This window comes from Ruegeria sp. CDSB117, assembly GCF_059611005.1.
The window spans coordinates 20,534-43,691 of record NZ_JBXWOS010000021.1 but is presented as its reverse complement, the minus strand read 5'-3'; the positions used below and the strand labels follow the sequence as shown (position 1 = coordinate 43,691).

The following is a 23,158-nucleotide window of genomic DNA, read 5'->3' as shown; positions in this document are numbered from 1 at the left end:
GATGACTTTTATGATGCACGGATTCCGCCTGAAAGATAGACAAAGGCTTGGAAACGAAGAAAACCCGGATCAGTCCGAAGGTGCCTGAGACCGTCTAAACGCCCGTTTCAACAAGTCGAGCTCCGCCCGCAACAAAGCGATTTCGGTTCGCAAATCATCCGCGGCTGATGCCCCCGCAATGATTGTGAATTCACCGATTTTCTGTGTTGTGTTTGCATCGGCTATTACAAAGCAATGAACCCCGTCGGCAATCGCGGTTGATGGCACCGGCACACTCAGCTCCCAACCACCATCGGTGGCGGTCATGTGCACACCCTCCAGCGCCTGGCCCATGTAACGGACTTCGACATGCGGTTCAGTGTCGGCCTGCAGGTACCCGCGCCAGATGCCGTTTTCGAACAGGGTTGGGGTCAAGGTTGGTTGTGTCATGGCCAATGCTCTCACATGTCGGCGCGGTGGTGGCGGCAAAGGGTCAGGTCCCGCAGAACTATGCGGTTCATAGCCGGATTGGTCAGAACCAGGTCCAGCCAAATCTTGTCTATTCGCCGTTCGTTCAGCGGCAAATTGGCAAGGTCGAAATCTAGAACATTCGAACTTGTCGACAAATCCAGAGACCGTGGAACGGAATCGGTGTTTGGGCCGTGCTGAATATTCAGTCGTGCGGTCACGTCCAGCGGACGTTCTGTTTCAATTTGGGTGTCGACCCGCATCAGGTGCTGCCGCGTCAATCCTTGCACTGCCTCAGGCGGCAAATCCAGCGACACAGAAAGGAATGACCCCGCAAAGCCAAACACTTCGACGCCAAGTCCAAAAGCGGCCAGGTCCTTTTCGTCCATGTTTCGTGCCTGTCGCACACTGATCTCGGATAGAGCGCAGTCATGGAATATCTTTACCTGTTGATCCAACTCGACCTTACGCGGGATTGAGGCGAGACCGGGCCGAGGCAAGGGACCCCGCCACAAATCAGGTCGCCAGCACCAGTCAGTGCCCAGCGGCTTGGGAAATTGCTTTGATCCAATCTGGGGCAGCGTCAGTCTTTCGTTTGCTTCCCGTAGCAAACGGTCCAATTGCGCACGCAGTTTGCGCGCCTCGTCGCGCTGTTGACGCAATTGGGGGTTCGTGGCCCCGGCCGCGTCTTGAACGGCCCGTTGCCAGCGCGCAATAGTTTTGCGGTGTAGATATCGCTCCAGAAGTTTGCCCATGATCCCATCGTCTGAACTTGACCTTCTTTAGTCAAAGACAACGGCGAGGATAAGGCCGAATTGGTGAAATCCGCATAAAACTATCCGACACTAACGTGGTTGTGACTGGGCGGTTTTGATTGTGTCTGCTAAGGCCGCCATCGCCGTTCTTGCAATCATCCAGGACTGTGCGTACCGTCCGGCACCTGATTGCTTTGGATTATCCGAAAAACTGCGTACTAAATTCTTTGAGGCAAGGCCGGGGCATGGAACCCACACTATTCTCGTTTATCTGGAAACACTCGAAAAAGCAGCAGCTTGTGCTGTTGTTTCTGACGGTATTGTCATTTCCGTTTCTCTACGCCTCGCTTGAGCTGCCAAAGCAGATCATCAACGACGCAATTGGTGCGCCCAGCGATAGCGTGACGCTTTTTGGGTTCACCTTCACGCAGGTCCAATATCTGCTGATCCTCTGTTTTGCATTTTTGGCCACTGTAATCGCCAGCGGCTTGATGAAGATGCGCATCAACACGATGAAGGGCATATTGGCCGAACGTATGTTGCGCCGCCTGCGGTTCACGCTGATTCACCGCGCGATGCGATTTCCGAAATCGTATTTTGCCACCACCAGCCAAGGTGAACTTGTTTCAATGATCACCTCCGAGGCCGAACCGATGGGCGGCCTGATGGGTGATGCGATTGCCCAGCCGGTGTTCCAGTTTGGTCAGATGATGACCATTGTCACCTTTCTGTTCATGCAAAGCGTTTGGTTCGGTCTGGCCAGCATCGCGTTGATTCCGTTGCAGGCATGGCTGATCCCAAAACTGCAGCGCCAGATCAACCTGCTGAACAAGGAACGAATTCAGCAGGTCCGCCACCTCAGCTCGGAAATTGGCGAAAGCGCGGCGGGCATCAGCGATCTACGGGCCAATGGTGGCTGGCGTTATCGTTTGGCGCAGTTCAGTCACCGGTTAGGGACCTTGTTCGAGATCCGGTTCAAGATCTACAACAAGAAGTTCTTTATGAAGTTCCTCAACAATCTGATCACGCAGATGACGCCGTTCCTGTTCTATTCGGTCGGTGGCTATCTGGCGATCACGGGTGAGGTGACAGTGGGCGCGTTGGTCGCGGCGCTTGGGGCATACAAGGACCTCAGTGGCCCATGGAAAGATTTGCTGACCTATTACAACCAGGTTCAGGATATGTCTTTGCGCTGGGAAATCGTCATTGAACGCTTTGCCCCGGACAACATGATCCCTGAAGAGCTATTTGTGGGTGAGCCAGAGTCTATTCCGCATCTCAGCGGCGATATCGAATTGCGCAATGTTACAGTGCGCGATGATGACGGGAAAACCATCCTTGAAGATATCGACCTGACCATCCCCAGGGGTGCGCGCGTTGCGATTCAGTCGTCAAGCGCCGCCGAACGCGGCGCGTTGGCGCAACTGCTGACACGAGAGCTTTTGCCGATACAGGGCAGCGTCACAATTGCGGGCCATGATCTGCTAAAAGTGCATCAGACTGTGATAGCGGCGCGAATTGGCTATGCCTATTCGCGGCCCTATCTGTTCGACGGGACCTTGGGCGACAACCTTTTGATGCCTTTGAGAACCCATCCACAACACGAACCCGACGCGAAGAAGGCCCCAAGCCGGTGGCAGATCGAAGCGGTGCGGGCCGGAAACCCTCCGGATTCCCTGTTGGATGAGTGGATTGATCCCGGCCTCGCAGGCTTGGAAGACATCGAGGATATCCGCAACTGGTGGTTCCAGCTGGTCGAGGCGATGGGCATTGATGAGTTCATGTTCCGCCGGACATTACGTACCCAGTTCGATCCAGAACAGCATTCTGCCCTGGCGCGTGATATCGTAAATCTGCGTGACACGGTCGCGCAAAGGTTGGAAGAAAAAGACCTGGCGCGGTATGTCTATCGGTTCGAACCGGACCGTTTTAACCCGGCTGTTCCACTGGGGGGCAACCTGCTGTTTGCCGCTCCGTCGCGCGATATCTCACCGGATATTCTGGCGGGCGATGATCGGTTCATGTGGATGCTGCGCCATCACGATCTGGATGATGACGCAATGAGCATTGCAAGCGCGGTGCTGGAAACACTGCACCAGACGTTTGGGCGGGACGGGGCAGATCACCCGCTGTTCCTTCGTCTGGGTATGGCCAAGGATATGTTCCACCGCCTGCTTGATATCGAGGATAGGCGCAAAGCCAAAGGGGATGAAGCAATCAGCGAGGGCGAGCGTGCCTTGTTGCTGACCGTTCCGTTCCTGCTGACCGCGGAACAGATCGGGCCTGATTTTCCGGACGAGTACAAAGATAAGATCTTGGCCATCCGAAGGGGACAAGCGGAACAGCTGCGTGCCTCGATGGATGGGATGTTCGTTCCGGTCACGCCGGATGCATATATTGAACGCATGACTGTCATGGAAAATGCCCTGTTCGGGCGGGTTTCTTTGATGGCCGGGGCGCACACAGATGAAATCGAAGATGTCGTCGCCGAAGCCATGAACGAAGCTGGCCTGCGCCGCCGGGCGGCAGCCATTATCTATGACCTGCCCTCGGGTCTGGGTGGGAATAATCTGCCGACGGTATTTCAGGAACGCGCCGCATTCTCGCGCGCTGGAATCAAGCGTCCTGATGTGTTGATCCTGGACAAAGCTCTGGCCAGCCATGATTCCGAGAGCAGGCTGAGAACCCGGCTGAAACTGCGGGAATTGTTGCCGGATTCCATCATGATCTTCATGGAGGATTACTTTGCCCATCCCGAAGCCTATGATCTGTTCGTCGAGATCAAGGATGGTCGAATTGACGGCGTCTCGCGGACCCGCCCAGAAGAAGAGGCCAGCTCAACGGATGACCTGAGCCGTAAGCTCAAGATTATCTCGTCGACCGAGCTGTTTTCCGGCATTGACGGTCGCAACCAGCGCCTTCTGGCGTTTTCGGCGCAATGGTACGATGCCGCAGCCGGGCAGATCATCTTTTCCGAAGGGCAAACGCCAGATGCCGCTTATCTGTGTATTTCGGGCGAAGCCGACCTGATCTGGAATGAAGGGAACGGAACCGCGCGTACGATCTCGGTCATCGAGCCGGGGCGTCTGATCGGAGACTTGTCGATCATCACGGGTGAAATTCGGCAATTTGATTTGGTCGCGGTCAAGAATTGTTCGTTCCTGCGCATTGGGGCCGAGGAATTGCGCGCGGTTATTGAAAGTGACGCAGGTGTTGCGATGCAGCTGCTGCAGACGGTTGCCGGCTATCTGACTACGATTTCCCAAAGGCTGAACGCCGCCAATGCAACCTCATTGATCTTCGACGATGACGCGCCGAACCGGGATGTGGCCGACAATGCCTGACGCCCACCCCGGCAGATACATAGCGCATGAACGGCTGGTTGCACCTTCGCGCGCACGGCCAGAGCTGTGGCGCCTGCTGGTCGGGCTGACCATTGTTGGCGTGGTTGGCATCCTGCTGAATTTTCTACTTTTTGGATTGGTTGCGGGCCTTGGATCCGTCGAATGGGCCCAAGGTTTGCTGACCGGCGCATCCCCGGTTGCACTTTTGGTGCTACTGGCAAGCTTTGGCTTCATCACATTGGGCGTGTCCATCGCTGCAAAACGCCTACAACATCGAACCCTAAGCTCAATCTGTGGCCCATGGCGCGAGGGCATTAGGCAATTCTGGAGTGTTTTTAAGGCATTGCTGATCGTTGGGGTCGTCGTGGCCATCTTGCCGCCATATGGCATGGGCGCAACGCTGACGCAAAATTTGGCACTGTCGACCTGGCTGTTGTTTCTGCCTTTCTCTCTTTTGGCAGTGCTGATTCAGACAAGCGCTGAAGAGGTTCTGTTTCGGGGGTACATACAACAATGTCTTGCGGCACGATTCCGATCACCGGTTGTTTGGTTAGGCATTCCGTCAATCTTGTTTGCGATCGGTCACTATGCCCCCGGCGTAGCCGGAGACAACGCGCTATTGGTCGCCGTTTGGTCCGGGATGTTCGGCCTGATGGCGGCGGATCTAACGGCCAGGTCAGGGACGCTGGGACCCGCTATCGCATTGCATCTGTTCAATAATATGGTCGCGTTGCTGTTTGTTTCCTTACCCGATGGCTTAAGTGGTCTGGCATTGTATCTGCTTCCTTACGACATGTCGGATACCGGGGCGCTGCGGCAATGGCTGTATGTGGATTTTGCTGTGATGATCGTCAGTTGGCTAACAGCGCGGGTTGCGCTCAGGCGTTGATTGCATTTCTTTCCGTAGCGTCTTATTTGACGTCAAAGCAGCACAAGCCAAGGTTCCGATATGAACTGGATTACAAACTACGTCCGCCCACGGATCAACTCGATCTTCTCGCGCCGAGAAGTGCCGGAGAATCTTTGGCACAAATGCGATGAATGCGGAACCATGCTGTTTCACCGCGAGTTGGCAGAAAACCAGAATGTCTGCACCCAGTGCGATCATCACATGGCGATCACTCCGCGCGAGCGGTTCGATCATCTGTTCGATGGTGGGATCTTTACCGAGGTCGAGGTTCCCGCGCCCAAAGACGATCCGCTGCAGTTCCGCGATCAGAAAAAGTACCCCGACCGGATGAAAGCAGCCCAAAAGAAAACGGGCGAGAAAGAGGCGATGTTGGTCGCCCTTGGTGAAATTGGCCGAACCCCGATTGTGGCAGCTGCGCAGGACTTTTCGTTCATGGGCGGATCCATGGGCATGTATGTCGGCAACGCGATCATCGCGGCCGCGCAAGAGGCGGTGAAGCTAAAGCGCCCGCTGATCCTGTTTTCGGCCGCTGGCGGCGCGCGGATGCAGGAAGGTATCCTGAGTCTGATGCAGATGCCCCGCACAACCGTGGCAGTAGAAATGCTGAAAGAGGCAAATCTGCCCTACATCGTAGTGCTGACTCACCCAACGACAGGTGGTGTGACGGCTTCATACGCGATGCTGGGTGATGTCCATATCTCAGAGCCCAATGCGCTGATTTGTTTTGCCGGTCCACGCGTGATTGAACAGACGATCCGGGAAAAGCTGCCCGAAGGCTTCCAACGCGCGGAATACCTGTTGGATCACGGCATGTTGGACCGTGTGACCAAGCGGACCGAAATGCGCGATGAGTTGATCACCATCACGCGGATGTTGATGAACCAGCCTCCGGCGGTCAAAGGCGATCTGCCTGCGCCCGAATCCGAAGATGCAGTGGCAGAAGCCCCGGCTGAAGACGCGGAAGAGAAATGACCCCTCAGACATCGGACGTCATCCTGGAAAGGATGATGGCGCTGCATCCCAAGATCATTGACCTGACCTTGGATCGTGTCTGGCGTCTGCTGGCCGCGCTGGACAATCCGCAAAACAAACTGCCGCCGGTGATCCACATCGCGGGAACCAACGGCAAGGGCTCGACCCAGGCCATGATCCGAGCGGGGCTGGAAGGGGCAGGGCTGACCGCCCATGCCTATACCTCGCCCCACCTGGCCCGGTTTCATGAGCGTATTCGTCTGGCGGGTGAACTCATTTCCGAACCGGATCTGACGGCGGTTCTGGACGAATGTTATGCCGCCAACGGTGGCGAGAACATCACGTATTTTGAGATCACGACCTGCGCGGCCCTGCTGGCTTTTGCCCGGTCCAAGGCGGACTACACGTTGCTTGAGGTCGGGTTGGGTGGCCGGTTGGATGCGACCAATGTCATTCACGACCCGGCGGTAACGGTTATCACGCCGGTTTCAATCGACCATGAGCAATTTCTCGGCGATACCTTGGGCAAGATCGCAGCGGAAAAGGCCGGCATCATCAAGCCCGGTGTTCCCTGCATCGTTGGCCCGCAAAAGGATGAGGCGCTGGAGGTCATTGAATACACTGCCGCGCGTCTGGGTGCACCTTTGTTGGTTCATGGCCAACACTGGCACGTCACCGAAGAAAACGGGCGGCTCGTCTATCAGGACGAAACTGGCCTGCGCGATCTGCCGTTGCCAAATCTGTTGGGCGCACATCAGTATCAAAATGCCGGTGCCGCGCTAGCGGTCTTGCGTTATCTGGATCTTGGGGAAGACGCCTATGAGGCTGCGGTTACCAAGGCTGAATGGCCAGCCCGTATGCAGCGATTAAAAACCGGCCCGCTGGTCGAACAGGCCCCCGAGGCCGAACTGTGGTTGGATGGCGGTCACAACGCCGCCGCAGGTTTGGCATTGGCCGATCTACTGGCGAAGCTGCCTGCACGTCCAACCCATATGATCTGTGGGATGTTGAACACAAAGGACGTCACCGGGTATCTGGCTCCGCTTGCTGTGCAGGCGCAAAGCCTGACTGCAGTCTCTATCCCGGGCGAGGCCAATACGCTGAGCGCTGACGAGACCGCTGAAGCCGCCGCTCAGGTTAGGCTAGCGGCGTCCACTGCCAATAGTGTGGCCGAGGCCCTGAAAAAAATTACTGAAGATGACCCGCAGGTGCGGGTTCTGATCTGTGGATCACTATACCTGGCCGGTAATATTCTGCGCGAGAACGGCTGAAAAAAGGCGCATCCGCACAGCTTCATCTGGCCAAAAATATCCCGGGGTGTCGCGCAAAGCGCGGCGGGGGCAGCGCCCCTATTGCCCCCAATCCTGATCCTGCATTTCGCGCAGGCGCGACGCGGTACGCTCAAACTCAAACGTGCCTTCACCTTCGACATACAGCATCTCGGGTTCTGCCGCAGCTGAACAGATCAAGCGGACTTTTCCCTCATACAGTGCATCGATCAACGTTACGAACCGTTTGGCTTCGTTAAAATTATTGCGCGACAGGCGCGGGATGTCCTCAAGGACCAGAACTTTGACCTCTTCCGCGATGGCAAGATAATCTGCCGGGCCCAGCATCCTTCCACAAAGGTCGTAAAAACTGGCCCGCGCCACGCCATTTCGAAAGGCGGGCAGTTCTACCGCACGACCGTTGACCTGCAGGATCAGCGGGTCCGCCGCCCCCCCGGCCAGGTCATTCCAGACGCTGCGAATGCTCGCGCGTGCTTCGGGGCCTATGGGCGTAAAATAAACAGGCGCGCCTTCCAGTCGGTTTTGGCGATAATCCGTGGGTGAGATTAGCTCCCACACCTCAAGCTGTTCTTTGATATGTGCAATGAAGGGCAAAAATAGCTGACGGTTTAGCCCGTCCTTGTACAGGTCATCCGGATGGCGGTTCGATGTCGTCACGACCACGGTGCCACCTTCATGTAGCAGATCGAACAGACGACCAACAATCATCGCGTCCGTGATATCGGTGATTTGCATTTCGTCAAATGCCAGTACGCGCGCGGACTTGATCACCGAGGCGGCCACCGGAGCCAACGCGTCTTCAACTCCATCCTTACGGGCCTTGTGCATGCCTGCGTGGATTTCCTGCATAAAGGCGTGAAAATGCACTCGGCGGGCGGGGATGTCTGCCAAAGAGTCGACGAACATATCCATCAGCATGGATTTTCCGCGCCCGACTCCGCCCCACAGATATAAACCCTTGGGCGGCGGCGGGGCTTTTCGAAAGAACCCCCGTTTCACAGGTTCGGCCAATGCCGCCCGGATACGTTCGAAATGAGGAAGAACGGCCTCTTGAGCGTCGTCTCTGGTCAGGGTGCCGTCGGCCACCTGCGTGTCATAAAGCGATATCAAACCCGTCATGTTTTGAGGCATAGCGCCCGGTTTGCCCATTGAAAAGCAGCCATTTCTCGGACGCATCAATTTTGCTGATCCGTGACCGCAAAACTCCTGAATTGACGCACAACCTAAACGCGGTAACGTCTGGTTCTTGAACGCCCGAGGACCTAATGCCCCAACACACACGCTTGCTGAACCCCATCCTGATCGTCGGATGTATCATCATCACCGTCAGTTTTGCCGTGCGCGCATCGTTTGGCGTGTTTCAGATCCCCATCGCAGATGAATTCGGCTGGCTGCGCTCGGACTTCTCGATGGCAATCGCAATTCAGAATTTGGCCTGGGGCATTGGGCAGCCGGTTTTCGGGGCCATCGCCGAAAAGGTCGGCGACAGGCGCGCAATTATTCTAGGGGCTCTGACCTACGCGGCGGGTATGGTTCTGTCGGCCTGGTCCGTCACTCCGTTCGAGCACCAAATGTACGCATGGCTTGTGGGGTTCGGTATCGCGGGAACAGGATTTGGCGTGGTGCTTGCCGTGGTGGCGCGGGCATCGTCGGACGAAAACCGCTCTATGTCACTTGCGATTATCACAGCTGCTGGCAGTTTCGGTCAGGTTCTGGGGGCGCCTACAGCCGAATGGATGCTGAGCTTTGTGCCTTGGCAGCAGGTGTTCATTGTATTCGCTGCAGCGATCTTGGCACTGGTGCTGACACTGCCGTTCATGCGCGCCCCTCAGGCCGCCAGCAAGGCAGAGATCGAAAAAAGCATGAGTCAGATCCTGACCAGGGCTTTCCGCGATCCATCCTATACGCTGATCTTTCTGGGCTTTTTCAGCTGCGGTTATCAGCTTGGCTTCATCACCGCACATTTCCCCGCTTTCGTGACAGAGATGTGCGGTCCCATACAACCCGGTGGCGTACTGCATTCGATTGGCATCACAACCACATCAGCACTGGGGGCCGTGTCAATTTCATTGATTGGCCTGGCAAATATTGCGGGTACACTGATGGCCGGTTGGGCAGGGAACCATTTCCCCAAAAAATACCTGCTGGCCGGAGTCTATACCGCGCGAACACTCGCCGCGGCGGCCTTCATCGTGTTCCCGATCACACCGCTGTCGGTCATCGTGTTTTCACTGGTCATGGGGTCGCTATGGCTTGCCACGGTACCGCTGACCTCGGGGCTGGTCGCGCATCTCTACGGATTGCGTTATATGGGAACGCTGTATGGGATCATCTTTTTCAGCCACCAGGTCGGCAGTTTCTTGGGCGTCTGGTTGGGCGGGCGCATGTATGACCAGTACGGCGACTACACTATGGTCTGGTGGATCGGAGTCGCGATTGGGGCGTTCAGTGCCATCGTCCACCTTCCCATTCGCGAAAACCGCCCAACGCCCGTCACCGCCTGAGCTACAGCGCCTCTTCGACCGTCAGTAGACCTTCTTGCAGCAGTCGGTCCGCCCAACCCTGTGGGCCGGTAAAGTGGTGCGTCTGCCATCCACGGGCGCGCGCCGTTTCGATATTTTCGAGTCGGTCGTCGGTGAACAAAAGCGCCTCGGGCGGTAGTCCACAATCCGCTTCGACCATTTCATAGATCGGAACATGCGGTTTGACGGTCTGCATCCGTCCCGACACGTATTGTTTGTCGAACTCGTTGAGGAACGGGTAAACCGTCGTCGCATAGTCGAAATTTTGCACCCCGAAATTGGTCAATGCAAAAACCGGCACGCCTTTGGCCCGCAAGGCCCGTTGCAGACGGATCGAGTGGGGGATCTCGGGCGCGGCAAGTTCGATCCACTTGTCGTGCCACATGCGGATTTCATCCCGCCATTCCGGGTATTTCTCGGCCCAATCATAGATTGTGTCAGTGAAGTGATGACCCTGGTCAACCAGGTCGTTCATCCCGTGCAGGTCAACTTCCGAGAACATGGCACGACGGCGCTCTTCCCCGATGACCTGGTCGTAATAGCGTTCGGGTTGCCATTCGATCAGAACGTTCCCGATGTCAAAAACAACAGCTTTCACCGACATGTTCGTACCTTTTTGCGCAGCCCTTGGTTGGTGTAACTGAACCAAGCGGGGCGTCATTGTTCAAGGCACAACCGCAGCGCGCAGCGCTGCCCGGCCCAATTGTCAAAGACGCATCTTTGATGCGTCGCTGGCAAGCGGGAGGATTAGCCCCGCTGCGCAGCCCTCAATTCCCGTTCCAGGGCGTCCAAAAACCGGGATCGATCAGCTTTGCCAAAGGGTTTTCCGCCGCCGCCCGCGCCTAGTGGGTTGGATGCGCGCAAGTCGGCCATCAAATCACGCATGGCCAGTTGCTGGCCGATATTGGCCGCGGTAAAGGCTTCGCCGTTAGGTCGCAGAACCCGAGCACCGGCCTCGACACATTTTGCGGCCAGCGGGATATCGGAGGTCACCACAACATCCCCTGCGCCGCATCGTTCGGCAATCCATTTGTCTGCCTCATCCGCGCCCTCGGACACGATGACCACCTGCACCAATGGGTTTGCAGACGGCCGCAAGCCACCGTTTGACACCAGTGCCATCGGAACTTTGTGCCGGGTTGCAACCCGTTCAGCCTCGGCTTTCACGGGGCAGGCATCGCCATCGATATAGAGCGTCGTCACGCTTTCCCGGCCTTCTTCTCGGCCTTTTCAGCGGGTTTCTTGCGCACTTTGAACTCGTCCGGGATTGGCATCCGGTTGAATGCATCCAAACCGGCGATCTTGTAGGCCTCGGCCAGGGTTGGATAGTTGAACGTATTCTGCACGAAGTAATCCACCGTGCCCTTCAGATTTAGGACTGCCTGCGCGATATGGATTAACTCGGTCGCACCTTCGCCCACGATCTGCACCCCCAGCACCCGGCGGGTTTTCAGTGAAAACAGCATCTTCAGCATGCCATGTTCCAACCCCATGATATGCCCGCGCGAAGTCTCCCGGAACCGCGCCACGCCGACTTCGTATGGGATGCCGCGTTCCTGCAGTTCCTCTTCGGACATGCCGCAAGTTGAGATCTCAGGGACCGAATAAATGCCGTAAGGATACCAGGGACTTTCCGGCAGGGTAGGGGTTTCCAGCGCGTGACATGCAGCCACACGGCCCTGTTGCAGCGAGGTTGAGGCCAATGATGGGTGCCCAATCACATCGCCAGTCGCGTATATATGTGGTACGGCAGTTTGATACGTTTTGCGATCCACGTCGATCCGATTGCGATGATCAGTTTCCAGGCCAACGGCCTGCAGGTTCAATGCCGATGTCGCCCCCATGCGCCCGGCGGCGAACAACAACATTTCGGCACGCACGTGGCGGCCATTCTCGAGCGTGACTTCGACATGGCCGCCAGCGTCTTCTATCTTTTGAACGGCTGAACCCAGACGTAGGTCCACGCCATTTTCGCGGATTTGATGGGTGAAATCATGGATCAAGCGGGTGTCGATGAAATCCAGGAAGGTCTCGCGCGGTTCGATCAACGTCACCCGAACATCCAAAGCCGAGAACATGGTGGCGTATTCCACACCAATCACTCCGGCACCTATCACCACCAGCGAGCGCGGGATCTCTGCCATCTCAAGAAAGTCGTCACCATCCACTACGGTCTTGCCGTTGAATGGCACATAATCCGGGCGATAGGTTTTTGTTCCGGTTGCGATCAGGAACTTGGCTGCTGTCAGTCGCGTGGTCTCACCTGCATCAGTGGCAACTTCCACCTCGTGCGGCCCAACGAACCTGGCCAATCCGTTCAAGGTCTCCACATGGTTGCGGTTGAACTGGTGCTCCAACACGTCAACTTCGTGATCCAGCGTCATATGAAGACGTGCCTTAAGGTCTTCGGCCCGGATCTGATCTTTGACCCGGTACGAGCGGCCGTAGAAGCTGCGCTCGCGCCAGCCCGACAAGTTCAGAACCGTTTCGCGCAGGGTCTTTGACGGGATCGTACCGGTGTGGACGGACACGCCGCCGAACCGATCCTTACGATCAATCACCAAAACGCGCCGTTTCAGCTTGCCCGCCTGAATCGCGGCCGACCGACCCGAGGGGCCGGACCCGATGATGATCAGGTCATAGTCGTATTGGCTCATGCCTCAGTCTCCGTACAGTGCCTCGGCGTGGAAGGTGATGTGGTCTTCCATGAAGGTCGACACGAAGAAGTACGAATGATCGTAGCCCGGTTGCAGGCGGAAGATTGCCTGCTGACGACGTTCGGCAATCGCCTGCGCCAAAGTTTCGGGGCGCAGCAAGTCGATGAATTGGTCACTGGCACCAGTGTCGATCAGGATAGGGCCATCAAAGCCGATTTCTTTCATCATGACCGAGGCATCGTGTTTGACCCATGCCGTCTCATCGTCGCCAAGGTAGGCGCTTAATTGCTTACGACCCCAATCCGCACCCGTCGGGTTCGATATGGGTGCGAAGGCGGAGACAGACCGGAAGCGACCCGGCAGGTTCATCGCGAGCGTCAGCGCCCCGTGACCTCCCATCGAATGTCCGGTTATTGCCTGACGCTCCGCATCGATCGCGAAGTTTTCGATCAGCAAAGCAGGCAATTCTTCGGCCACGTAATCCCACATGTTAAAATGCGGCGCCCAAGGTTGCTGCGTGGCGTTCAGATAGAACCCGGCGCCCTGGCCCAGATCATAATCCTCGTGATCCGCGACACCCTCACCGCGCGGGGAGGTGTCCGGGAAGACAACCGCGATGCCTTGCTCGGCCGCCCAAGCCTGAGCACCTGCTTTGGTCATCGCGTTTTCATGGGTGCAGGTCAGGCCTGACAGATACCACAAAATCGGAACCGGGCCGTCCTTGGCCTCGGCTGGCAGGAACAGGCCAAAGGTCATGTCGCATTGGCAGGCAGTCGAGGCGTGGCGGTAGACGCCCTGAACGCCTCCGAAACATGCATTTTCCGAAAGGGTTTCCATTTGGTTTTGTCCTTACGTTGGGTTTGCGACATGGCTATCCTTCCACGCTCGATACGTAAAGGCTGAGCGGCTTTGATGTGCCATTTTTCACAAGGCCTAGATCAGGGCGTTCCAACCCAGGCGATGACCAATGGCACCGACAGAATGCTGGCCGCTGTGGACAAAAGTATCGCAGCAGATGCACGGTGCGGCGCCACCCTGTAATGGGCGGCCAGCATATAGACGTTACCCGCCACCGGCAGTGCCGCGGCGGCGATGGCGACGGAAGCAGGAAACGCAGCCACGGGCAAAACCCAAAGCAACACAACGGCGACACAAGCAGGGTGGACAACCAATTTACAAAAGCTCAGCCAGCCTGCAATGTGAACGCGTTCCGCGGATTTGCTGGCCAGAGAAGCTCCGATCGCGAACAGGGCACCCGGTGTGGCTGCCCCGCCCAGAATTGTCAGGAAATCATTCAATGGGACAGGAACGGGGATCTGCAAGGCGGACCAAAGCAATCCTGCTGAGATCGAAACAATCATTGGATTCTTGATCAACCCAATCCCGATCAGGCGGAAGGTTGCAGGCGTCAACCGTCCGTCGCGCCCACCATTTATCAGGAAGACGATCAGGGATGAAAACACCACAAGATCTACCGTCAGAACCAGCATAACCGGGCCAATCGCGGCTTCGGTAAACAGCAGCGCCAGCATGGGCAGGCCCAGAAAACCGACATTGCCGATGGCCGCGCATTGTGCCTCTACCGCTGCGGTCGGGATATCAAGCCGGCGTATCCATGCGACAACCGTCGCCAAGACGTACACAGCGGCGGTTCCGATCAAGTATCCAACGACTAGCCTTGCATTGAAAATGTCCGCAAAGGGCAGGGTGGCGGCAAAGCGAAACAGCATGGCCGACAGCGCAAAATAGAAAACGAATTTCGTCAGGTACGCCGTTGCTTCTTCAGAAAAAAATCGACTGCGCCCGGCCCAGTACCCCAAGCCGATGATCGCAAAAAAGGGCAGTGTGCGCAGAAAGATATCGACCATGTGCAACGTGGTAGCACGTAACACACAGGCTGCAAGATGTGACGGGCCAATTATAGGGTTTTGGGGACGCGCGTTGTAAAATAACTTAACTGGTCAATCGAAAACCTAACGTCATCTGTGTTGCCAGATGCCTGCTAATTGTGCGATTTGTTGTATCTGAACTGAACGGTTTATACATTTGTCACCCAATCGACCGAAGGAGAGTACATGACCGAAGCAGCCGTCATTCTGCGAACAGGCCGAAAATTTGATCAGGTCCTGCGCGGAGCCCGAGAGGTTTTCATGGCGGATGGTTTCGAAGGTGCAAGCGTCGACGACATCGCGCGCGCTGCGGGGGTGTCGAAGGCGACGCTCTACAGTTATTTCCCGGACAAACGCCTGCTGTTCATGGAAGTGGCGCAGGTCGAGTGCAGGCGAATGGCCGAAAACGTCGTGGCGATGGTCGACGACTGCAAGCCAGCGCGCGAAGTTCTGACTATCGCGGCGACGGAACTGACGACTTTTTTAGTCTCGGACTTCTCGCAACAGATGTTCCGCATCTGCATCGCCGAGCGTGACCGGTTCCCCGAGCTGGGCCAAACATTTTATGAGGCCGGGCCGCAGAACGGTCAGCGCCAGATGGTCGAGTATCTGGAAAAGGCAGTCAACAAGGGTGAGCTCGCCATCGACAACCTGCAATTGGCAGCCGAACAGTTCAGTGAACTATGCAAGGTTCGGATTTGGACCCGCGCTGCCATCGGTGTTCAAAAGAGCTTTTCCAAAGCAGAGTTGGATGCAATTGCGACGCAGGCCGTTGATATGTTCATGGCGCGATACGGCGTCTAACCTGCTGCATTTAATCACAAGAAAGATGTGAACGACCCGCACCCGGCAAGCCGGATGCGGGCAAAACAAGTCACTCGATAAAAGTCTTGGCCAGCCGGTCACTGATTGGCTGTGACAGATAGCTGATTACTGCGCGCTCGCCGGTTTTCACGAACAGATCTGCGGGCATTCCTGGCAACAGATCCAGTGCGGCGACTTCGATGGGTTGATCGGGATCCAGTTTCACCCGGGCTTTGTAATAAGGCTCGCCGGTGCGGTCGTCCTCCAGCGCGTCGGCTGAGATGTCAAAAATCCGGCCACTGGCTTCGGGCACATCGGTCTGCGTAAAGGCAGACAGGCGAATGCGCGTTGCCTGACCGATCTGCAGCTTGTCGATATCGGCGGTTTTGATCCGCGCTTCGACGATCAGGGCCTGATTGGCGGGAACAATATCCATGATAGACTCTCCGGGGCGAATGACGCCGCCGGTTGTCGATACTGCCAGATTGACGACCCGCCCGCTGGCAGGGGCCAGGACCTGTGTTCGTTTCAACCGTTCCGATGCCCCTGAATATTGTGACCGGATCAGATCAAGCTGAGCATCCACAACGGCAAGCTCTCCTGCGATCACCTCGTCGCGCAGCTTTTGTTGGCTGAGCAGGGACAACTGCAACTCTTGCACCTGATCCTGGGCCTGCGCGATCTGGGTGCGCAACGACGCATCGACACCGCCCAGACGTTCCAATTCGATCTGGCGCGCGCTGACCCGTGTGACGGCCACAAGTCCTTTGTCTAGCAAGGATTTCAAATTGGACAGTTCAATCTGAGTGATGTCGATCTGGTTTTGGGTCGAGAGGCGTTGTTCGTTCAGGCCGACGATCTGATTGCGCAGCCCCTGAATGCGTTGCGCGTTGATTTGAGCCTCGGTCCGGCGGGCGCGGGCTTCGGCGTCAAATAGTTGTTTCTGCGTCAGGTAGGGCGACAACCAATGCAGCCGCTGCATTCCATCGCTGAACCCGGCCAAGGCGGTTGGTTCGTCAAACCTGTTCGTGCCGTTGATCTGCGCCAGCAAGCGGGCGCGTCGGACCGACAATTCGCCCAATTGGCTGCCCAGGATACTCAGATCTACATCGATATCCGAGCTATCAAGTCGCACAAGGGGCTGACCTGCCTGAACAAATTCACCGTCCGTGACAAGGATCGAGTCAATGATGCCACCATCCAGATGTTCGACCGTCTTGCGGTTCCCCTCCACCACAAATGATGCTGGCGCGACGACCGCCCCGTCCAGTTTCGAGGCGAAAGCCCAATAGGCGCTGCCGCCCATGAAGGCCATCAGGGTAAACAATCCGAACAGGACATAGCGTTTGATCTCAGAGGTCTCGGTTGTGATGTCCAAGACTTGCACATCGTGGGCAGCAAGTGCGTTCTGAGATTGTGAGCGTTTCATCAACTGGGTCATTGGGCAACTCCGCTGATCTGAGTTTCATTGGCAGGGGCCGCGTCGGGTTTTTTCGCCGCGGATTGGGTAGGGTTGTCCAGAACGTTCCGGCGATTGACCTTCAGAACGTCCTCTTTGTCTCCGAACTGAGATTGGGCACCGTTTCGCAGGACCATTACCTTGTTGGCGGCCTGCAGTGTTGCCGGACGATGGGTCATGACGATGGCAATTGCACCGCGGGCCCGCGCCGACATGATCGCATCGCGCAGGGCCTGTTCACCTTCGGCATCCAGGTCCGAATTTGGCTCGTCCAAAATCAACACAAACGGATCGCAATAAAGCGCCCGGGCCAGTGCCAGCCGCTGACGTTGACCACCTGACAAAAAGAACCCCCGACCGATGCGCGTTTCATATCCATCGGGAAGGGCGCTGATCATTTCGTGCACACCGGCCTCGCGGGCGGCACGCAGCACTTCGGCATCATCTATGGCGACAGAGAAGCGCCCGATGTTTTCACGGATCGTGCCGTCGAACAGCGCTACATCCTGTGGAAGATAGCCAATCTGCTTGCCTAGATCCTCGTGGTTCCATTTGGACATCGGGCTTCCATCCAGCAGAACTTCACCCCGCTGTGGGTGCCAGATACCAGCCATCATCTTGCCCAGAGTGGTCTTGCCCGAGCCGCTATGCCCAATCACCGCCAGCACATCTCCGGGCGCAAGACCAAAGTCGATCTGGCGGAGCGAGGCGTTGACGGCGCGCGGAGGCCCTGCCTGCGCAATCTTGACGTCCAGAGATTTGAACGCGCGCGGCAGGTGCAGATTGGGTGGGGCTTCGGCAAACTCTTCAGTCAGTTTTGTCAGCTTGGAATACGATCCGCGCGCGGCCAGAAAGCTGCGCCATTGACCGATCAATTGGTCAATTGGAGCCAGTGCACGGGCCAGCACGATGGTTGCCGCGATCATGACGCCAGCGGTGGATTCTCCGGTGATGGCCAGTGCCGCGCCAAGTCCCAGAATGGCCGACTGCAAACCCATCCGAACGGTCTTGGACACGACAGAAAAGCTGGCAACCCGGTCAGCGGCGCGGGTTTTGTGTAGATGGGCTTCAGCCTGAAGCGACGTCCAACGCCGCACCAAATCGGATTTCATGCCAAGTGCCTGAACCAGCTCGGCGTTCTTGTCACTGGTGCCGAACAACGCATCGGAACGACCGCGTGCTTGCGAAGCCGACCGCATCGGCTCCCGGGCGCGCGAGTTGTTGATCAGAGCCATGATCGTCAGCATGACGGCCCCGGCCAGACCAAGCAGACCCAGATAGGGGTGAAGGGCATAAAGGACCAACAGATAGAGCGGGATCCACGGCGCGTCGGAAAACGCGGTCAGCGTGGTTCCCGAGATGAATTCACGAAAGCCGTTCACGTCTTCGACAAGGTTTTCGCCAGCCTCGGCTTCGCCATGGACACGGCGGCGCATCGCCGCACCGAGGACCGGCGCGCCAACGTTCAGCTCAAAGCGGGCGGCCAGACGTCCCAAAATGCGCATCCGCATCAGGTCAAGGCAGGCGACGACAACAAAAACACCAGCCAGCAATGCAGACAGCGCGATCAAAGTGTCGACATTCTGACTGGTCAGGACCCGGTCATAGACCTGCAGCATATAAAGCGGACCAGCCAGCATCAGCAGGTTCAGAAACAAGCTGAAGAAGGCAACTGCGACAAAACCGTTGCGCAGCGACCCCCAGGCGGTTTTTACGGGATTGGTTTGCTGGGACATCAGGGAACCCTTTCCGGTTTGACAAACGGGGCGACCTGGGCCGCCCCGCTGTTGATTGGTTAAACGATGAAGTCGTTTTCGGTCAGGTCAGCGGCATCGACACCGGTCAGACGGATCGAGCCTGCGTCGCCGAAGCTGATGACGGCGTCGTCACCATCCTGAACGGTACTCGGACCGCCGTCGAAGTCAGAGCCCAGATCTCCGATCTGAATTCTGTCCACGCCCGTTTCAAAGTCCGAGATGGTATCGTCACCAAAGGTGCCCTGGAACAGGAAGGTGTCAGCGCCTTCGCCGCCAATCAGGACGTCATTGCCGCCCTCACCGTTTAGCAAGTCGTCGCCATCCGCGCCGTTCAGAACGTTCTCCAGATCGCTGCCGACGATTACGTCACCATCATTGGAGCCGATGACATTCTCGATCGAGACCAGCACGTCGGTTTCAACCTGATTGTCGATCACGTCCAGCCCGACAACACCGGTGCCACCTGTATCCACGTTACCCAGCGTCGCGCCCGCATCCACCAACGTGTCCTGCACAACCGGGCCGTTTTCTCCCGCTGGCGCATTGTGCAGATGGATTGCCGAGAGGACACCGGAGTTCGGCGTGGCAAGGTCGGCTTCGTTCAGGCCCACTACGCTCAGCTCGCTCGAGTAGGTGACTTCGCCGGTTGCAAGGTTCTGAGTGATGACGACGGTTGCGTTGCCGGAGGCCTCGCTGTCCGATGTCGGCCCAGGCTCTTGCGCCGCGTCTAGACCGCCGCTCAGCGTGACGGTGCGGATCCCGTTCTCGGTCACGTCGCCGTCGACCAGAAGCTGCCCGCGAATTTCCCCACCAGGGAAGTCGGCGGTGTGGATGTTGTAGTACAGGTTGCCCAGAACGGCCTCTTCTACAAACCAACCTCCATCCGGGATATTCGCCCCGAACTGGTCCGGTGCCACAACAGCAGCATCCACGATCGAGACATTAAAGCCGGTATCGCGTGTGGCCGTGCCGTTGCCGTTGGCTTCCAGACGAACTTCGACTGCGACATCCAGGTCCGAGAAGTCGGCTGTATCGATGCCTTCTCCACCGTCGATGAAGTCATTGCCCAGACCACCGGTCAGCACATTGTCTGCATCGCCTGCGATCAAAACATCATCACCTGCGCCACCGTTGATGTCACCGTTGGTGGTGCCCAGATCGACAAAGATGTCATTGCCATCGCCCAGCAGGACGTTGCCGTTGATCACACCTTCGTCGTCGTTGACGATGGTAACGTCACCAGCATCCGATGCATCGATCGCGTTGACCGTTCCGCGGATTTCGCCCTCGTTCAGGACCGCACCCAGAAGGTTCAGACCCCCATCAATACGGATACCAGCTGCGGCGCCCGACTGCTCGGACCCGGCAATGAGACCTTCGTTGATGACAACCCCGGCAAAGGACGCTTCGTTCTGCCCCGTGAACAGGCGCAGACCATCGCCGACTTGATTACCCTCGGTGACATCGCCGTTACCCTGGAAGATTCCTTGGTTTACGATGGTTGCCGAGACGATATCGCCATCAACATCACCGGTTTGCAGCGATACGGCAGAACCGTTGGCGCCATCATTGACGCTGACCGTACCAGTGTTGGTGAAGCTATAGTTGTCAGCGGTTCCATCGGCATAAACTGCGCCGTTGCGCTGATTGCCCGCACCGACAATCTGGCCTTCGTTGATGACCTCAAGACCTTCGCCATCGATGTTCAGCGCGCGGCTTTCAGAAGCGACAATACCTGAGTTCACGAACGAACCACCTGAGTGGTCACCGGTGCCAAAGTATACACCGTTCTGGATGCCGGTAATGAAGCCCTGATTTTCCAGCGTACCTTGGAAATTCACGCCATTGACGACACGAAGGCCAGCAACTGTGCCGTTGGCACCGCTGGAGGAGACATTTCCGGTGTTTAGAATGGTCGCATCAGTGGTGCCGGTGTTGCCGACATTGCCGATACGAATGCCATCACCGGCAAGCGACGTAGCCGCATCAGCGTTTCCGCGCCCGGTGATCTCACCGGAGTTTTCCAGCGTGAAGGTGTTAGCACCGTCTGCCGCACCCCCGATTTCCACACCAAACCCGGAACCCTGGTTGTCTTCACCAGCGTCAATCCGACCAGAGTTGATAACCGAGAAATCATCGGCAGTACCATCGGCATAGACCGTCCCATTGCGCTGATCCCCGGTACCGAAAATGAACCCAGAGTTCTCAACGGTCAGGCCGATGCCATCAATGTTCAGAGCGCGACTGCCAGAAGACACGTTGCTCCCGTTGATGAACGAACCACCTGTGTGATCGCCATTGCCAAAGTAGACACCGTTGCGCAATCCGGAGATGCCGCCGAGGTTAATAAATTCACCCTGAAAGTTCACTCCGTCGACAACACGGACGCCAGCGACGGTGCCATTGTTCCCTTCTGACGAAATGATGGTGATATTGCCGATTGATCCGTCGACGGTACCGGTGTTGCCAACGTTACCGATGCGGATACCGTCACCGGCCAGCGACGAGGCTGCATCAGCATTTCCGCGCCCTGTGATAACGCCGACATTGCCCAGCACAAAGGTGTTTGCCCCGTCTTCTGCGCCACCGACTTCAACTCCGATGCCTGAACCCTGATTGCCCTCACCTGCGTCAATCAGACCGGAGTTCTGTACAGAGAAGTCATCCGCGGTTCCGTCAGCATAAACCGTCCCGTTGCGCTGATCGCTGGTGCCGAGGATCTCACCCTGGTTGGAAACCTCAAGACCGATACCATCAATGTTGAGTGCGCGGCTGTCAGATGACACAACACCGCCTGCTTCGTTCACAAAGCTACCACCTGTGTGATCCGCGTTGCCAAAGTAGACACCATTTTGAACACCCGAGATCGTGCCCGAGTTGGTGAATTCACCCTGAAAACCGACACCATCTACAAAGCGCACACCGGCTACAGTGCCATTGGCACCCTCCGAGCTCACCTCGCCGCGGTTGGTAATGTTCACCTCAGCAACGCCTTCATTGCCGGGGTTGCCGATGCGAATACCGTCGCCCGCCAGGCCTGTGCCTGCCGCGCCGTTGCCGCGACCCTGGATAACGCCGTCGTTTTCCAGCGAGAATGTGTTGGCGCCGTCGGCGGCCCCACCAATTTCTGCTGCGAAACCCGAGCCCTGGTTGTGCTCACCCGCGTCGATTGTGCCATTGGCCAGATTGCGGACCGAAAAGTCATCTGCGGTGCCGTCGGCATAAACGGTGCCGTTGCGCTGGTCGTCGGTTCCCAGAATGTCGCCGCCGTTGATCAGGTTGACACCCAAGCCGTCGATGTTCACTGCGCGGCTGCCGGATTGGATGGTGCCAAAGTTCAGCACGTCCAGGTCGTGTTCGCCTTCGCCGATATACAGACCATTGCGCGGACCTTCGATCACACCGGTCGAGGTGTTCAGGATCTCGCCTTCGGCATTTACGCCATCGGCGATGCGGATACCGGCGGCTGTGCCCTGGTTGCTTTCGGTCGAGATCAGGCCGCTGTTGATGATTTCGGTTTCCAGCGTGGCGCCTTCGGCACCGTCATCAATGCGGATGCCGTCCCCGGCCAGCCCGGTATTGGCCGCACCTTGGCCACGGCCCTGAATCGTAGCACCAAAGCCGTTGAAGATGTCAGTTTCCACACGGTCGCCGACCTCGTCGCCGATTTGCAACGAGATACCAGCGCCCTGGTTGCCTTCGCCGGCGTCAATCGTGCCGCCCACAAAGTTCGAGATCGAAATGTCTTCGGCGGTGCTGTTGGTATAGATCGTGCCATTGCGCTGATTGCCGGTGCCGATGATGTCGCCAAAGTTGCGCACATCAATGCCTTGGCCCTGAATGTCTACTGCACGGCTGTCCGAACTGATCACACCGCCGCGGAAGTTATCCAGACCGCCAGAGCTTTGAGAGCCCGCAAACTGCACACCGTTGAACTCGCCCGCAATCTCACCAAAGTTGCGAACGCTTGCGCTGCCGGTGACCTGAACGCCTGTGGCCAATGCGTCAGGGCCGTTGTTCGCCTCAATCAAGCCCGAGCGGAAGTTGAATACGTCAACATCCTGCCCCTGCGCCTGAACAGCGGCGACGGCGTTGTTGGTGATGATCTCGCCAAAGTTCAGCAGGCGCGAGAAGTCATTTGCCAGAACAAAGGCTGGAGTGTCGTCGACGACGGTACTTTGAAAGAAGTTATTGAAAAGGGTTTGGCCGGCACGGTTGGTCTCTTGGGCTATGGTAGACGTGGTCAAGAGCTGAGCGCGCAGGCTTGTCAGCATTTGGGACAGCATGGGGTACTCCGTCAAAAATTGTTACGTTTGGCGGTCCGCCCGGTGTTTCGGACATTCCACGTAGCAA

The 23,158-nt window shown here is 57.1% G+C and carries 17 protein-coding genes; 6 read left to right on the top strand and 11 right to left on the bottom strand.

Going from position 1 to position 23,158, the window contains the following annotated elements:
* Positions 1–69 precede the first annotated feature (69 nt).
* Together AC2FJC_RS19425 and AC2FJC_RS19420 are read right to left on the bottom strand one after the other, a co-directional pair.
* Positions 70–429, bottom strand: coding sequence for a hypothetical protein (locus tag AC2FJC_RS19425; protein ID WP_496740912.1), 360 nt, complete (start codon positions 427–429; stop codon positions 70–72).
* A gap of 11 nt (positions 430–440) precedes the next feature.
* Positions 441–1,202, bottom strand: a complete 762-nt coding sequence (locus AC2FJC_RS19420; protein ID WP_496740910.1) for a DUF6478 family protein — start codon at positions 1,200–1,202, stop codon at positions 441–443.
* Positions 1,203–1,447: 245 nt separating this feature from the next.
* Between AC2FJC_RS19420 and AC2FJC_RS19415 the strand changes: the two genes are divergently transcribed.
* The 4 genes from AC2FJC_RS19415 to AC2FJC_RS19400 are packed head-to-tail and all read left to right on the top strand — an operon-like array spanning position 1,448 to position 7,699.
* Entirely contained in the window at positions 1,448–4,546 is a 3,099-nt protein-coding gene (locus AC2FJC_RS19415) for an ABC transporter transmembrane domain-containing protein (RefSeq protein ID WP_496740908.1), read from the top strand.
* Positions 4,539–5,435 (top strand): CPBP family intramembrane glutamic endopeptidase, encoded by an 897-nt coding sequence (locus tag AC2FJC_RS19410; RefSeq protein ID WP_496740906.1) that lies wholly within the window; start codon positions 4,539–4,541, stop codon positions 5,433–5,435. The genes AC2FJC_RS19415 and AC2FJC_RS19410 overlap by 8 nt, the downstream gene beginning before the upstream one ends.
* A gap of 60 nt (positions 5,436–5,495) precedes the next feature.
* Positions 5,496–6,428, top strand: coding sequence for an acetyl-CoA carboxylase, carboxyltransferase subunit beta (gene accD / locus AC2FJC_RS19405; protein WP_058272084.1), 933 nt, complete (start codon positions 5,496–5,498; stop codon positions 6,426–6,428).
* On the top strand, positions 6,425–7,699 hold the full coding sequence (locus AC2FJC_RS19400) for a bifunctional folylpolyglutamate synthase/dihydrofolate synthase (protein WP_496740904.1): 1,275 nt from the start codon (positions 6,425–6,427) through the stop codon (positions 7,697–7,699). Before accD ends, AC2FJC_RS19400 begins: the two co-directional genes overlap by 4 nt.
* Positions 7,700–7,777: 78 nt before the next feature.
* Here AC2FJC_RS19400 and zapE read toward each other — a convergent pair whose 3' ends face one another.
* Complete coding sequence (gene zapE, locus AC2FJC_RS19395) at positions 7,778–8,836, bottom strand: cell division protein ZapE (protein WP_109311192.1); 1,059 nt, start codon at positions 8,834–8,836, stop codon at positions 7,778–7,780.
* Between the two features lie 146 nt (positions 8,837–8,982).
* Here zapE and AC2FJC_RS19390 point away from each other — a divergent pair, with 146 nt between their 5' ends.
* Positions 8,983–10,221, top strand: a complete 1,239-nt coding sequence (locus AC2FJC_RS19390) for an MFS transporter (RefSeq protein WP_496740901.1) — start codon at positions 8,983–8,985, stop codon at positions 10,219–10,221.
* A 1-nt stretch (position 10,222) separates the two neighbouring features.
* Here AC2FJC_RS19390 and AC2FJC_RS19385 read toward each other — a convergent pair whose 3' ends face one another.
* The 5 genes from AC2FJC_RS19385 to AC2FJC_RS19365 form a co-directional block, all read right to left on the bottom strand.
* Positions 10,223–10,843: an HAD family hydrolase gene (locus AC2FJC_RS19385; RefSeq protein ID WP_108859718.1), complete on the bottom strand. Its 621-nt coding sequence runs from the start codon at positions 10,841–10,843 to the stop codon at positions 10,223–10,225.
* 143 nt (positions 10,844–10,986) lie between these two features.
* Positions 10,987–11,442: a YaiI/YqxD family protein gene (locus AC2FJC_RS19380; RefSeq protein ID WP_058272080.1), complete on the bottom strand. Its 456-nt coding sequence runs from the start codon at positions 11,440–11,442 to the stop codon at positions 10,987–10,989.
* Positions 11,439–12,896, bottom strand: a complete 1,458-nt coding sequence (sthA, locus tag AC2FJC_RS19375; RefSeq protein WP_496740899.1) for a Si-specific NAD(P)(+) transhydrogenase — start codon at positions 12,894–12,896, stop codon at positions 11,439–11,441. The genes AC2FJC_RS19380 and sthA overlap by 4 nt, the downstream gene beginning before the upstream one ends.
* Before the next feature lie 3 nt (positions 12,897–12,899).
* Entirely contained in the window at positions 12,900–13,733 is an 834-nt protein-coding gene (gene fghA, locus AC2FJC_RS19370) for an S-formylglutathione hydrolase (RefSeq protein ID WP_496726933.1), read from the bottom strand.
* Positions 13,734–13,834: 101 nt separating this feature from the next.
* Positions 13,835–14,764 carry an AEC family transporter gene (locus AC2FJC_RS19365; protein ID WP_496740897.1) on the bottom strand — a complete coding sequence of 310 codons (930 nt, stop codon included), beginning with the start codon at positions 14,762–14,764 and terminating at the stop codon, positions 13,835–13,837.
* 207 nt (positions 14,765–14,971) lie between these two features.
* On the opposite strand from AC2FJC_RS19365, the gene AC2FJC_RS19360 reads away from it, so the two are divergent.
* Complete coding sequence (locus AC2FJC_RS19360; protein WP_496697795.1) at positions 14,972–15,589, top strand: TetR/AcrR family transcriptional regulator; 618 nt, start codon at positions 14,972–14,974, stop codon at positions 15,587–15,589.
* A 70-nt stretch (positions 15,590–15,659) separates the two neighbouring features.
* Here AC2FJC_RS19360 and AC2FJC_RS19355 read toward each other — a convergent pair whose 3' ends face one another.
* Genes AC2FJC_RS19355 through AC2FJC_RS19345 form a run of 3 tightly spaced genes read right to left on the bottom strand, consistent with a single transcriptional unit; the run spans position 15,660 to position 23,091 of the window.
* Positions 15,660–17,030, bottom strand: a complete 1,371-nt coding sequence (locus AC2FJC_RS19355; RefSeq protein ID WP_496740895.1) for an HlyD family type I secretion periplasmic adaptor subunit — start codon at positions 17,028–17,030, stop codon at positions 15,660–15,662.
* Complete coding sequence (locus AC2FJC_RS19350) at positions 17,027–18,784, bottom strand: type I secretion system permease/ATPase (RefSeq protein ID WP_496740893.1); 1,758 nt, start codon at positions 18,782–18,784, stop codon at positions 17,027–17,029. Before AC2FJC_RS19350 ends, AC2FJC_RS19355 begins: the two co-directional genes overlap by 4 nt.
* Before the next feature lie 59 nt (positions 18,785–18,843).
* The gene (locus AC2FJC_RS19345) at positions 18,844–23,091 is read right to left on the bottom strand and encodes a beta strand repeat-containing protein (protein ID WP_496740891.1); all 4,248 of its coding nucleotides are present in this window, start codon (positions 23,089–23,091) and stop codon (positions 18,844–18,846) included.
* Positions 23,092–23,158: the final 67 nt, after the last annotated feature.